General features: G+C 45.4%; 18 protein-coding genes. 17 read left to right on the top strand and 1 reads right to left on the bottom strand.

Features of this window, described 5'->3' with window-relative positions; all coding sequences use genetic code 11:
- The first annotated feature begins 5 nt into the window (after nucleotides 1-5).
- The 16 genes from MKZ13_RS27405 to MKZ13_RS27330 all read left to right on the top strand — a co-directional run bounded on the left by MKZ13_RS27405 (nucleotide 6) and on the right by MKZ13_RS27330 (nucleotide 11,176).
- Complete coding sequence (locus MKZ13_RS27405) at nucleotides 6-650, top strand: adenylate kinase (RefSeq protein WP_036607188.1); 645 nt, start codon at nucleotides 6-8, stop codon at nucleotides 648-650.
- A 3-nt stretch (nucleotides 651-653) separates the two neighbouring features.
- The gene (map, locus tag MKZ13_RS27400; protein ID WP_036607191.1) at nucleotides 654-1,406 is read left to right on the top strand and encodes a type I methionyl aminopeptidase; all 753 of its coding nucleotides are present in this window, start codon (nucleotides 654-656) and stop codon (nucleotides 1,404-1,406) included.
- Nucleotides 1,407-1,416: 10 nt separating this feature from the next.
- A complete protein-coding gene (locus MKZ13_RS27395; RefSeq protein WP_036607194.1) occupies nucleotides 1,417-1,725 on the top strand; it encodes a KOW domain-containing RNA-binding protein in 309 nt (102 codons plus the stop codon).
- A 3-nt stretch (nucleotides 1,726-1,728) separates the two neighbouring features.
- Entirely contained in the window at nucleotides 1,729-1,944 is a 216-nt protein-coding gene (infA, locus tag MKZ13_RS27390) for a translation initiation factor IF-1 (RefSeq protein WP_017692098.1), read from the top strand.
- Nucleotides 1,945-2,096: 152 nt separating this feature from the next.
- Nucleotides 2,097-2,210 (top strand): 50S ribosomal protein L36, encoded by a 114-nt coding sequence (rpmJ, locus tag MKZ13_RS27385; protein ID WP_003333770.1) that lies wholly within the window; start codon nucleotides 2,097-2,099, stop codon nucleotides 2,208-2,210.
- A gap of 20 nt (nucleotides 2,211-2,230) precedes the next feature.
- The gene (gene rpsM / locus MKZ13_RS27380) at nucleotides 2,231-2,599 is read left to right on the top strand and encodes a 30S ribosomal protein S13 (RefSeq protein ID WP_062329455.1); all 369 of its coding nucleotides are present in this window, start codon (nucleotides 2,231-2,233) and stop codon (nucleotides 2,597-2,599) included.
- A gap of 19 nt (nucleotides 2,600-2,618) precedes the next feature.
- Complete coding sequence (gene rpsK, locus MKZ13_RS27375) at nucleotides 2,619-3,014, top strand: 30S ribosomal protein S11 (RefSeq protein WP_017692100.1); 396 nt, start codon at nucleotides 2,619-2,621, stop codon at nucleotides 3,012-3,014.
- Nucleotides 3,015-3,150: 136 nt separating this feature from the next.
- Nucleotides 3,151-4,095: a DNA-directed RNA polymerase subunit alpha gene (locus tag MKZ13_RS27370; RefSeq protein WP_017692101.1), complete on the top strand. Its 945-nt coding sequence runs from the start codon at nucleotides 3,151-3,153 to the stop codon at nucleotides 4,093-4,095.
- Nucleotides 4,096-4,129: 34 nt separating this feature from the next.
- Nucleotides 4,130-4,495, top strand: coding sequence for a 50S ribosomal protein L17 (gene rplQ, locus MKZ13_RS27365; RefSeq protein WP_017692102.1), 366 nt, complete (start codon nucleotides 4,130-4,132; stop codon nucleotides 4,493-4,495).
- 159 nt (nucleotides 4,496-4,654) lie between these two features.
- Entirely contained in the window at nucleotides 4,655-5,428 is a 774-nt protein-coding gene (gene truA, locus MKZ13_RS27360) for a tRNA pseudouridine(38-40) synthase TruA (protein WP_339179705.1), read from the top strand.
- 205 nt (nucleotides 5,429-5,633) lie between these two features.
- Entirely contained in the window at nucleotides 5,634-6,071 is a 438-nt protein-coding gene (gene rplM, locus MKZ13_RS27355) for a 50S ribosomal protein L13 (RefSeq protein ID WP_024633564.1), read from the top strand.
- A gap of 19 nt (nucleotides 6,072-6,090) precedes the next feature.
- Nucleotides 6,091-6,483 carry a 30S ribosomal protein S9 gene (gene rpsI / locus MKZ13_RS27350; RefSeq protein ID WP_017692105.1) on the top strand — a complete coding sequence of 131 codons (393 nt, stop codon included), beginning with the start codon at nucleotides 6,091-6,093 and terminating at the stop codon, nucleotides 6,481-6,483.
- An 803-nt stretch (nucleotides 6,484-7,286) separates the two neighbouring features.
- Nucleotides 7,287-7,979: a phosphoadenylyl-sulfate reductase gene (locus tag MKZ13_RS27345; RefSeq protein WP_339179703.1), complete on the top strand. Its 693-nt coding sequence runs from the start codon at nucleotides 7,287-7,289 to the stop codon at nucleotides 7,977-7,979.
- A gap of 23 nt (nucleotides 7,980-8,002) precedes the next feature.
- Nucleotides 8,003-9,172: a sulfate adenylyltransferase gene (sat, locus tag MKZ13_RS27340; protein ID WP_339179701.1), complete on the top strand. Its 1,170-nt coding sequence runs from the start codon at nucleotides 8,003-8,005 to the stop codon at nucleotides 9,170-9,172.
- A gap of 68 nt (nucleotides 9,173-9,240) precedes the next feature.
- Nucleotides 9,241-9,996, top strand: a complete 756-nt coding sequence (gene cwlD, locus MKZ13_RS27335) for an N-acetylmuramoyl-L-alanine amidase CwlD (RefSeq protein ID WP_339179697.1) — start codon at nucleotides 9,241-9,243, stop codon at nucleotides 9,994-9,996.
- A 79-nt stretch (nucleotides 9,997-10,075) separates the two neighbouring features.
- A complete protein-coding gene (locus MKZ13_RS27330) occupies nucleotides 10,076-11,176 on the top strand; it encodes an Mrp/NBP35 family ATP-binding protein (RefSeq protein WP_339179695.1) in 1,101 nt (366 codons plus the stop codon).
- Between the two features lie 86 nt (nucleotides 11,177-11,262).
- On the opposite strand, the gene gerD is transcribed toward MKZ13_RS27330, so the two are convergent.
- Nucleotides 11,263-12,018, bottom strand: a complete 756-nt coding sequence (gene gerD, locus MKZ13_RS27325) for a spore germination lipoprotein GerD (RefSeq protein ID WP_221825239.1) — start codon at nucleotides 12,016-12,018, stop codon at nucleotides 11,263-11,265.
- 125 nt (nucleotides 12,019-12,143) lie between these two features.
- Here gerD and MKZ13_RS27320 point away from each other — a divergent pair, with 125 nt between their 5' ends.
- Nucleotides 12,144-12,776 (top strand): KinB-signaling pathway activation protein, encoded by a 633-nt coding sequence (locus tag MKZ13_RS27320; protein WP_047841115.1) that lies wholly within the window; start codon nucleotides 12,144-12,146, stop codon nucleotides 12,774-12,776.
- Nucleotides 12,777-12,786: the final 10 nt, after the last annotated feature.

The raw sequence follows: 12,786 nt of genomic DNA, 5'->3' as shown, positions 1-12,786 counted from the left end.
ATAACGTGAACATCCTATTCATGGGCCCTCCGGGGGCAGGAAAAGGAACGCAAGCAGACGTCATCGTGAAAGAGTTCGGTATTCCCCATATTTCAACAGGCGATGCATTTCGTCTCGCGATCAAACAGGGAACTCCCATTGGCATGAAAGCCAAGGAATATATGGATCAAGGATTGCTTGTACCAGATGATGTAACCATTGGCATCGTTGAAGAACGTTTGCAGCAGCCTGACTGCAGAGAAGGTTTCCTCTTGGACGGATTTCCAAGAACCCTTTCACAAGCAGAAGCGCTCGATGGCATTCTGGATAGATTGAACTCAGGTCTCGATCATGTAATCAACCTGAAAGTGGATCGCAACAAATTGCTGGCTCGTTTGACGGGTCGTCGAATTTGTAAAAACTGTGGTTCCACTTATCATGTGGTATTCAATCCGCCTAAGCAGGAAGGTATTTGTGATAAATGCGCTGGTGAGTTGTATCAACGCTCTGATGATAATGAAGAGAGTGTAGGTACACGACTGGACGAGTATATCAACAAAACAGCACCACTCCTCACGTTCTATGAGACTAAAGGTCTTCTTCGTCAAATGAACGGAGAACAGGATATCGATCAAGTTTCTCAAGAAATCGTGTCCTTACTGAGAGGTTAATTGATGATCATTGGTAAGTCCGAAACGGAACTGGGCTTGATGAGGGAAGCAGGGAGAATTGTTGCGGAAACGCATCGTCTCTTGGCAGAGCATATCGCTCCCGGTATTACGACTGGAGAACTTGACCATATGGCTGATCAATATATCCGCAGTCAAGGAGCTGTGCCGTCTTTCAAAGGTTATAACGGTTTCCCTGCCAGTGTGTGCGCTTCAGTAAATGAAGAGTTGGTACATGGATTTCCCGGCAAACGCAAGTTGAACGAGGGCGATATCGTTACGTTTGACATTGGCGCGCAGTACCAGGGGTATCATGGAGATTCCGCCTGGACTTATCCGGTCGGCCGTATTTCCGAAGAAGCCCGTCGTCTTCTGGACGTTACCGAGGCTTCGTTATACGCAGGTCTGGCGCTGGTAAAACCGGACGTTCGCTTGTTTACAATATCTCATGCAATTCAGAAATATATTGAAGATGAAGGGTTCTCCGTAGTTCGTGAATATGTCGGTCACGGCATAGGCGCAGATCTGCACGAAGAACCACAGATTCCGAACTATGGTCTTCCCGATCGGGGACCACGGCTTAAAGCGGGCATGGTGCTGGCCATAGAGCCGATGGTCAACGTAGGTAGACGGTATGTGAAAACGTTGGAAGATAACTGGACTGTCGTCACGGTTGATGGCAAGTTATGTGCCCACTTTGAACACACTGTAGCAGTTACACCAGATGGTATGGAAATTTTCACGAAACTGAATGCGTAGGTGATGAGGCATGAACAGTCAGTCTAATCCGCAGCTCGGTCAACTTGTGAAGATCCGTAAAGGCCGCAATGCGGACCAAGCCGCAGTAATTGTTGCTATAGCGGACGGTAAGTTCGTATATATTGCGGATGGAGACAAACGTAAGTTTGATCAACCAAAGAAGAAGAATCTTCTTCATCTTGAACTCCAGCCCATGATTAGCAGCGAGGTTGTGAACAGTTTAAACGAGAGTGGTCGGGTGACAAATGGAAAGCTCCGTTACGCGGTTCATTCATTTCTGGAATCCACCAACATTCAAGCTGAAGAGAAAGGAGACTGACTAATGGCTAAGGAAGATGTCATTGAAGTGGAAGGTACGGTTCTCGAACCGCTACCGAATGCAACATTCAAGGTTGAGCTTGAGAACGGTCATCAAATTCTCGCTCACGTTTCCGGAAAACTGCGGATGCACTTTATCCGTATCCTGACTGGAGACAAAGTAGTTGTTCAGTTGTCGCCTTATGATTTAACAAAAGGTCGCATAACTTACCGTAAATAGTAGTAGACAGTTGCAATGAACTGTGAAGCTTATGTAGCGGGTTTTGCCCGGCAAAACTTGCGAAAGCTTCGAAGCCGGTTTTACAATAGTAGAACAAGGTCAATGCTTACGAAGAGGGTTTTGCTTAGCAAAACTTTGAGGAGGTAATTCACATGAAGGTAAGACCTTCGGTCAAGCCGATTTGCGAAAAATGCAAAGTCATTCGCCGCAAAGGGAATGTTATGGTTATCTGTGAAAATCCGAAACACAAACAAAAACAAGGTTAAAGAAGGGGGTGTAGCGTAAAATGGCACGTATAGCTGGTGTGGATTTGCCACGTGATAAGCGCGTTGAGATCGCCTTGACTTATATTTTCGGAATCGGTAAAACGACTTCCCAGAAAATTCTGAGCACAACAGGCATCAATCCGGACACTCGTGTTCGTGATTTGACGGAAGATGAAGTCAGCAAATTGCGTGAAAGTATCGATAAAGAGGTCAAAGTAGAAGGTGACCTGCGTCGAGAAATCTCTTTGAATATTAAACGTTTGACGGAGATCGGTTGTTACCGTGGAGTTCGTCATCGTCGTGGTCTGCCTGTTCGTGGACAACGTACGAAAACGAATGCTCGTACTCGTAAAGGTCCTCGTCGTACAGTAGCGAACAAGAAGAAATAATAAGGGGGGATAAGAGAAAATGGCTAAACCGAAAAAAGTCGTACGTACCAAACGTCGTGACCGTAAGAATATTGAATCTGGCGTGGCGCATATCCGTTCCACTTTCAATAACACTATCGTTACTATTACGGATCCTCACGGAAACGCAATTTCGTGGGCAAGCTCCGGCGGCCTCGGATTCAGAGGTTCCCGTAAATCGACTCCGTTTGCTGCACAAATGGCTGCTGAGACTGCTGCCAAAGCTGCAATGGAACATGGGATGAAAGCCGTTGAGGTTATGGTTAAAGGACCAGGCGCAGGCCGTGAAGCAGCGATTCGCTCTTTGCAAGCTGCTGGTCTTGAAGTTAACCTGATCAAAGACGTAACTCCAGTCCCGCATAACGGATGCCGTCCTCCAAAACGTCGTCGTGTCTAATGAGATTTGCCCCTGCGTGTGGTATATTTCCGGCACAATCTGCTAATAATGGTTGTTTAGGCATACTACTACATGTTTTCGCAAGAGAAGGTAAATGTTTCATAGAGGACCGACGTTTTGAAGGAGGGGTATTGCAGTGATTGAAATCGAAAAGCCGAAAATTGAGACGGTAGACGTCAACGATGATGGCACCTATGGGAAATTCGTAGTAGAACCGCTTGAGCGCGGATACGGTACGACGCTTGGAAACTCGCTTCGCCGAATCTTGCTCTCGTCACTGCCGGGTGCGGCAGTGTCTTCGGTTCAAATCGATGGCGTTCTGCATGAATTTGCTACAGTTCCTGGCGTAATGGAAGATGTAACGGAGGTTATTCTTAACCTGAAAGCTTTGTCGCTTAAGATTCATTCGGACGAGGAGAAAGTGCTCGAGATTGATGCTGAAGGCGAAGGAGCAATTACGGCTGGAGATATCCGTGCTGACTCCGATGTGGAAATCCTTAACCCGGATTTGCACATTGCTACGCTCGGACCAGGTTCGAGACTTCACATGCGTATTTTTGCCAATCGCGGTCGCGGCTACGTCCAGGCAGATCGGAATAAACGCGATGACCAGCCGATCGGCGTCATCCCAGTCGATTCCATCTTCACCCCGATCAGTCGCGTTAACTACGCTGTGGAAAATACGCGTGTCGGTCAAGTGACCAACTATGACAAGCTCACGTTGGAAGTTTGGACTGATGGAAGTATTCGTCCTGAAGAGGCTGTAAGCCTCGGCGCTAAAATTTTGACTGAGCATTTGATGCTCTTCGTGGGTCTTACAGACGAAGCGAAAGATGCAGAGATCATGGTCGAAAAAGAAGAAGACAAAAAAGAAAAAGTACTCGAAATGACGATCGAAGAGCTGGATCTCTCTGTTCGTTCCTACAACTGCCTCAAACGTGCCGGTATTAATACCGTGCAAGAGCTGACTACGAAAACGGAAGAAGACATGATGAAAGTCCGTAACCTCGGACGCAAGTCTTTGGAAGAAGTTCAAGAGAAGCTTGAGGAACTTGGTTTGGGACTACGTACAGAAGAATAGACAGCCGAGTGCTTGAAGTGAAGGAGGGAAAACAATGGCATACCAAAAGTTGGGCCGTAATTCCAGCGCACGTAAAGCTTTGTTCCGTGACCTGGTAACCGACCTGTTCTTATACGAACGCATTCAGACAACTGAAGCGAAAGCAAAAGAGGTTCGCTCTATTGCTGAAAAACTGATCACTAAAGCGAAAAAGGGAGATCTTCATGCCCGTCGCCAAGTGGCAGCTTATGTTCGCCGCGAAACTATCGATGGTGAGCAAGATGCAATCCAAAAACTGTTTAGCGAATTGTCCGGTCGTTACGCTGAGCGTCCAGGTGGATACACTCGTATCTTGAAACTGGGACCTCGTCGTGGTGACGCAGCGCCAATGGTTTACTTGGAACTGGTAGACCGCGCGTAAAACAGATGAGATGAGGAAAGGGGACAGAATCAACGATTCTGGATTAACCCTTTTTTTCTCTTCATTTCGGAATTCGTGCTGTAATAGAAGCTCCGTAAGGGGCTTCTTTTGCTGTTCGGGATAGGGATATGTATAGTATGGAACAAAGGTGTGGTAATAATGCGGAACTTATGTATGACGTTAACTTATGATGGCACTGCCTATTACGGCTTCCAAGTACAGCCGGGTGGGAATACCATTCAGGATCATCTTGAAGATGCGATTCGTGCTTTAACCGGTGAGAAAGTTAAAATTACAGGTTCAGGCCGAACAGATGCAGGTGTTCACGCCCGCAGACAAATCTTTAATTTTCCTACGGAGTCCCAAATCCCGATTGAACGCTGGTGTATTGCACTCAACTCCAGATTACCCTCCGATATTGTCGTCATTGATGCGATTGAAGTTTCGGCTGATTTTCATTCTCGCTATGCAGCGAAAAAGAAAACGTATCGTTATACAGTCAATGCGAATCAATTTCCGGATGTATTTAACAGAAGACTGCAGTATCATCATCATGCGAAGCTTGATATTATGGCAATGCAGGAGGGCCTACGACATTTCATAGGGACGTATGATTTTACCTCTTTTGCTTCACGCAAGTCTCAGAAAGAGAATCATGTCCGTTCGGTATACGAAGCATGGATTGAAGTGGACCGAACAATGTGCAGAGACCATCCGCGCGATCAGGGTGTCATTCACATTTATGTGAGTGGTAACGGCTTTTTGCAGCATATGGTTCGTATCATTGTAGGGACACTGCTGGAGATCGGAGAGGGCAAACGGAAAGCCTCTGATGTACCGAATATGATTGCTGCATGTAATCGATCTGCTGCAGGACCTACTGCAGTTAGCTGCGGTTTAATGCTCTGGGATCTTGAATACAAAAAAGATTAAATTTGGTGAGTGAAAAGCTTAATTAACACTTGCGATTTAATCGCCTATCATGTAATATAAAAGTTGTGTTTTCTTAATGGCTTTCCCACAGCCCCAATTAAGAGGTTCACATCAAATTTACAATCCATCAACACCTAAAGTTATAACTTAACGAACGAAGATAAATGAAAATGATGATTTTGAACATTTTAAGGAGGAACTTTTCATGCGTACTACGTACATGGCGAAGCCTAACGAAGTTGAGCGCCAATGGCACATCATTGATGCTGAAGGCAAAACCCTCGGACGTTTGGCGAGCGAAGCAGCAGCTTTGATTCGCGGCAAACACAAGCCACAATTCACTCCACATGTGGACACTGGCGATTTCGTTGTTATCATCAATGCTGAGAAAATCGTATTGACTGGTAAGAAAATGCAAGGTAAAAAATACTACCGTCACTCAATGCACCCAGGTGGTTTGAAAGTAACTACAGCAGAAGAGATGGTTAAAAACAAACCTGAGCGTATGTTGGAACTGGCTGTTCGCGGTATGCTTCCTAAAACTCGCATGGGCGAGAAAATGAAGTTGAGACTTAAAGCGTACAGAGGCACTGAGCATCCACATGCAGCACAAAAACCAGAAGTTTACGAACTTCGCGGTTAATTAAAAGGAGGACAGTTTCATGGCACAAGTACAATACTATGGGACAGGTCGTCGTAAACATTCGGTAGCACGTGTTCGCCTTGTACCGGGTGAAGGACGCATTGTCATCAATAAACGTGATATTAATGAATACTTCGGTTTGGAAACACTCAAACTGATCGTAAAACAACCACTGAACTTGACAGAAACACTCAACAACTATGACGTTCTTGTTATTGCTCATGGTGGCGGAATCTCCGGTCAAGCCGGCGCAATCCGTCATGGTATCTCCCGCGCTCTGCTCAAAGCAGATCCGGAATACCGTGCTTCCCTGAAAAAAGCAGGATTCCTGACTCGTGACCCACGTATGAAAGAGCGTAAAAAATACGGTCTTAAAGCGGCTCGTCGCGCACCTCAGTTCTCCAAACGTTAATATTAAAAGCCTTTGGCCTCGGTCAAAGGCTTTTTTATATATTCATGACTATTCCGCCATATAGTATATTAGTTTGTGCGATAGCTCTCATACCTCTGATGTCTTCCCCCATGCTTGTGCATTTTTCCATCATTGCCTTTTCAATGTTCTCTTAATGTCCCTCAATACAGTCCTATAATATGTACGTTAATACATCTACAGCTTACTGAACCTCTCTAATCGTTTTAGATCCTTGGATTTGCTCTTACGCTTTTACCCACCGCTCACCACACATTCTACAACAGATCTTTATAAAATCATCAATTAGAGCTCACGCCGGATTTCTTGAATGCACTGGGTTTACTGTTTTTTGTGCTTAAATTTTTATTGCAACCTTATCAGTATTTCTTATGGAAACGATAAAAGTCCCTTACATATCAACCGTTAAATGTCACAGAGCTGATCCCCTTAAAACTTCTGCTTTTCGTCCTTCATCTTCAATCGCCCAGTGAATTTTTGATGTTGCTCTTTGCGACATGAACTATCTAAACCCAGCAGCAGCAAAGGTTTCACAGGCCATGAGATGTTTTTATACCTGCCTAATGATCTGAGCCAACAGCTTTGTTTTTATCTCGTTAACAGAGAAATGAATAAATTGAACCAAAATATTGTGTGAGAGCAACGATCAAAAATGGTCAAAAACTGATTTATTATACCATATGGCAGGCATTGACATCCCCAATGAAAGATTTATACTAAACATAATTCATATTAGATTAGTCGGCTTTAAGTGTATTGAAATGCAGAATGGGGGAAATTCACAGATGAACTTGTTGGAGAAAGAAGAATTGGCACGGGCAAAGGCAGAGGAACTGGAACATGCCAGTCCAGAGGATATTATTCGGTATGCTATTGAAACATTCCCAAATATCACTTTTGCATGTAGCTTTGGTGCAGAAGATGTTGTTCTTGTAGATATGTTGCAGAAGATCAGCCCATCCACAGACATTTTTTATCTAGATACAGATTTCCACTTTAAAGAAACATACGAAACACGTGATAAGATGCAGGAGAACTACAACCTTGAATTTGTACGCGTGTCACCTAAGATTACTCCGGAAGAGCAGGCAGCTCAACACGGTGAAGAGATGTGGAAGTCTGATCCCAATGGGTGCTGTAACATTCGCAAAGTCGAACCGTTAACACGTATTCTTTCTCAGTATGATGCGTGGATTACAGGTATTCGTAGAGATCAAGCACCAACTCGTGCTAACTCGAAGAAGGTTGAATATGATTCCAAATTTGGCCTGATGAAGTTTAACCCGATTGCGCACTGGACGACTGAGGATGTATGGCAATATATTCGTGACAATAACGTTGTATATAACCCTCTTCATGACCAGAACTACCCAAGTATTGGTTGTGAGCATTGCACACGTCAGGTTATGCCTGGTGAGGACCCTCGTGCTGGACGCTGGTCTGGCAATGATAAGACGGAATGTGGCCTTCATAAATAATAGATATACAAGGAGCTGACAAGATGACATCGATTCTGCCTCATGGAGGTACGCTGGTTCAGCGTATCGTACAAGGAGAAGAACGGGAGCAGTTGTTGCAAGACAGTAAAAACTTATCCTCTTTGCTTATTAATACCTGGACGATATCAGATTTGGATCTGATTGGTGTGGGTGCGTTCTCACCACTAGAAGGTTTCTTGAATGAGGAAGATTACCTCTCGGTGGTGTCTCGCATGCGTCTCACCGATGGAACAGTCTGGAGTATACCAATCACACTTGCTGTTGACGATCAACAAGCCGCAACCCTCCAGATTGGTGAACGTGTGAAACTTGTTGGTGATCAAGATGGAGTCACATATGGATTGCTTGAAGTCCAAAGTATATACCAGGTGGATCAGGGTGAAGAAGCCCGGCGTGTATTCAAAACAGATGATCCCGAGCACCCGGGTGTTAAAAAACTGTTGGAGCGTCCTGCAACATACGTAGGAGGTCCAATCCAAGTGTTGAATCGTCCCAAACCTTCGAAATTCGAAGAATTCTATTATGATCCTGCAGATACCCGGAAGATTTTTCAGGAGAAGGGTTGGAAGACGGTAGTTGGTTTTCAGACACGTAATCCGGTCCATCGGGCTCATGAGTACATCCAGAAGAGCGCTATGGAGATTGTCGACGCACTCTTCCTGAATCCGCTTGTTGGAGAGACGAAGTCGGACGACGTTCCCGCAGATGTTCGGATGAAGAGTTATCTGGTATTACTGGAGAACTATTACCCGGCTGATCGTGCGTTCCTTGGTGTGTTCCCCGCAGCGATGCGGTATGCCGGACCACGTGAAGCTATTTTCCATGCGATGGTTCGCAAAAATTACGGGTGTACCCACTTTATTGTTGGTCGTGACCATGCGGGTGTGGGTGATTATTATGGAACATATGAAGCACAGGAGATCTTTACGAACTTTACAGCAGAGGAACTGGGGATCACTCCGTTGTTCTTCGAACATAGTTTCTTCTGTACCAAATGTGGAAACATGGCATCCAGCAAAACTTGCCCACATGATAAAGAACACCATATGGCGCTTTCCGGCACCAAAGTACGCGGGCTGCTCCGTGACGGTCAGTGCCCTCCACCTGAATTTACACGTCCTGAGGTAGCTGAGGTACTGATTGAAGGAATGGCGGAGCAAGTCCGGTCCTAGCGGTATATTTGTCCATCTTGTCCCATATAGATGATTAGAGTCATTTATAGGGACGAGGTGGTTTTTTTATGCGTAAAAATATGGGGAAACACTTTGTAGTCTGGATTAGGTTAAAAACAATCAAAAGGGTCATGCTGAGTCTCTGTCTGCTGGCCATGTTAGTGGCGGTAATGTCCTATGAACTGCCTTCCGCAAAGACTTCAGGTTATTGGAGTTTGCCGATGGCGGGTAAAGTTATTGCCATTGATGCAGGACACGGAGGTCCCGATGGAGGAGCGGTAAGTAAACAGGGAGTTATTGAAAAAGATATTAACCTGTCTATCGCCTTGTATGTGAGAGATTATTTGCAACAGGCAGGGGCCTTAGTGGTGATGACAAGAGAAATAGACACGGATTTGGCGGACTCGGACACCAAGGGGTACTCTAAGCGTAAGACGGAAGATCTGAAACAAAGAGTACGGCGGATAGAGGATAAGCAAGCAGATCTCTTTATTAGCATTCACATGAACAGTGTCCCATCCAACCGCTGGAGTGGAGCGCAGGTTTTCTATACAACTAACCATCCGGATAACGAAGGTTTGGCTAATCTGCTTCAACAAGAGATGGTTCGTAATCTGGAGAATACAGATCGAATCGCCAAAACGGTGAATACAGTTTATCTGTTACAGGCGCTGAAGATCCCTTCCGCGCTGGTAGAAGTGGGTTTCCTTTCTCATCCGGAAGAGGCACGTATGCTTGCCGACGAAGCTTATCAACGTAAGGTGGCTGCCTCGATCTATAATGGAATTCTCAGATATTCCTCAGGAGAACGGCCTAAAAGTTAGTCAGAACAAGAAAGGTAATGATATAATTGGATCAGCATACCTAATTACATGCCAATAGATAAAGCTGAGGTGCTGTCTGATGTTATCAAAAGAACAGATACTTGAACTATTACAGCCATTACAAGAACCACAATTGGGAGTAAGTCTGACCGAACTGGAATGGGTTCGAGATATTATGGTGAAAGAAAATCATGTGGCTCTGACCTTAGTGACACTGGAAAATCGACCTGAGGATACAACAGCCTTGAGTGATGCAGCGCGTAATCTGTTGTCCCAGCACGGACTGAAGGATGTGCATATTCGTGTGCGTGCAGCTTCTGAGCATGATCGTGAGAGCCTGAATATGGGACAACCCGATGATGAGCCAGATCGGGACGAAGTGCTCGTAAAAGGTCACGCAGCGGGTCTGGATGGACATGAACTGTTAAGTCCTGAATCAGGTGTTCGTTTTATTGCTGTGGCCAGTGGTAAAGGTGGCGTCGGTAAATCAACGGTAACCGTTAATCTCGCTGCAGCTTTGGCACGTCAAGGCAAAAAAGTGGGCTTAATTGATGCGGATATCTATGGCTTCAGTGTACCCGACATGATGGGGATTGAAGAATATCCGGTCGTTGAAGATGGCGTTATTCAACCGGTTGAACGTTTTGGCGTCAAAGTCATGTCGATGGGCTTCTTTATTCGGGAGAACAATCCGGTAATCTGGCGTGGACCCATGCTAGGTCGGATGCTGCGTCAATTCTTTACGGATGTCCAGTGGGGCGAATTGGATTATATATTACTGGATTTGCCACCAGGTACGGGAGATGTTGCTTTGGATGTGCATCAGATGTTGCCACAGAGCAAGGAAATCATCGTTACCACGCCGCATGCAACAGCAGCTTTTGTCGCAGCACGTGCGGGTGCGATGGCCATTCAGACCGATCATGAGTTACTTGGTGTCGTGGAGAATATGGCTTATTATGAGTGCAGCAGTTGCGGAGAGAAGGATTATGTCTTTGGACGTGGAGGTGGGGGAAGACTTGCAGAAAGTCTGCATACAAGCTTGCTTGCCCAGATTCCATTAGGCACACCGGATAATCATCCATCCGAGCCTGATTTCTCACCTTCTGTGTACAAAGCAGATTCCCGTATAGGGGCTATCTACGATGAAGTGGCCAAGTCCATTGAATCCAAATTCTAATGGTATGAGTGTTATAAATACAAATAAAGCCTGCGTCCATTCGGATGCAGGCTTTTCAGTTTCTGTAATATACCAACATCTACTGTTTATGAACCTCCACCGCTGCCAGAATCTCCACTTCCACCATCTCCGCCATCACTACCCTCTTGCCCTTGCCCTTCTTGTCCTCCTTGCTCTTGCCCCTGTTTTCCGCCACTTTCCACTTTGGGTTGCAATTCGTCCTGCACTACCTTCTTGAGTAAAGTGAGTACTTCCATGCGGAACAACGGGTTTTGCATCACTTCCTGCATGACAGTCATCGTCTGTTTACGATAATCCGGAGTCTTGGTCATATCCATGAACATCTTGGATACTTCTGGTGACTTCATGATGTCTCCAACAGATTTTTGATATGTGGGATCTTTAATCAACTGCATATGAAGTTGTTTGCTTTGGGCGTTAATCACTTTGGCGAATTCCCCGGCAAACTGTGGATCTGTCATGATCTTCTCGAATTCCTTCTGGTATTCGGGAGCTGTGATGGTGTCTTTTACTGCAATACGTATTTGTTCCGAAGATTGCACAGGCATTAACATTTTCATACCAATGGTTCCCGAGCCACCACCCGACCCGCCGCCACCTTCTTCTGACCCGCCGCCTTCACCACTGGATGAGCTTTGACCTGTAAGAGCTTCCTCCACCGCTTTCTTGCCTTCGTCACTTTTCAAAATATCTACAACCATTGTTTTCATCTCTTTATAACTGCCCTGAGGAGGCGAAGAACTCTGATCTGAACCGCAGCCGGCAAGCATGACGGATAGCCCCAGTACGACACAGCATAGCTGCCACAAAGGCCGTTTCATGTGTACAATCCCTCCTTGATTAGATACTGGATGTAGTATGTGATGGGAAAGGGGGAAATATGTTGAGCAATGATGGTTTTTTGCTGAGAAGGTTGGTAAAATAAACACTCGGGGGTGGAAAACTTTTGAATTTACGTAGATGGTTTTTCCTGTTTTGGACAGCCTTGCTTATTGGGGCCGCGGGAGCATTGGGTACAGGATTGATTATGATGCTGGTGAACGGGGAGAAAACAAATGGATTGAATGATTTTCTTCTGTATCTTTTGATCCTATTTGGATCAGGGGTTATGATCAGCGTTTATTCACAAATGGGTTTCTTTGCATATCTGATATTGAATTATATGGGTAAAGGTGTATTTCCAAAGCGCGGTTGGCAGATCGTGCAGATTGTACTAACGGTGTTGGCCCTGCTTGACGTGATGTTTTTACGCCTGTTTGTTGGGGGAGACCGGGAGCGCATATCGGATATTGTGTTAGGTATCATTATTTTGGCAGCCGCAATTGTTACCGCTTACGTTAAAGTAAAGCTCACTCATATCTCCGCGCTTGTACCAACACTCTTTTTCATGATTGCCGTCACCATAGTGGAGACGATCGGCGTATTACGTATTGATGTCAATGCTGCAACCATATTTATTGTGGTTCCTTTGCTCTTATGTAATGCATACCAAATGCTGATATTGCACAGGCTGGTGGATGTATCTACGAACCGGAGTGTAAGTGGAAAGGCAGAACAGTTGAAAGAAAGCCGAGCATAAAATTCGTTTT

The sequence above is a fragment of the Paenibacillus sp. FSL R5-0701 genome, assembly GCF_037973995.1.
Lineage (GTDB): Bacteria > Bacillota > Bacilli > Paenibacillales > Paenibacillaceae > Paenibacillus.
This window is presented reverse-complemented; position numbering and strand designations above follow the sequence as displayed.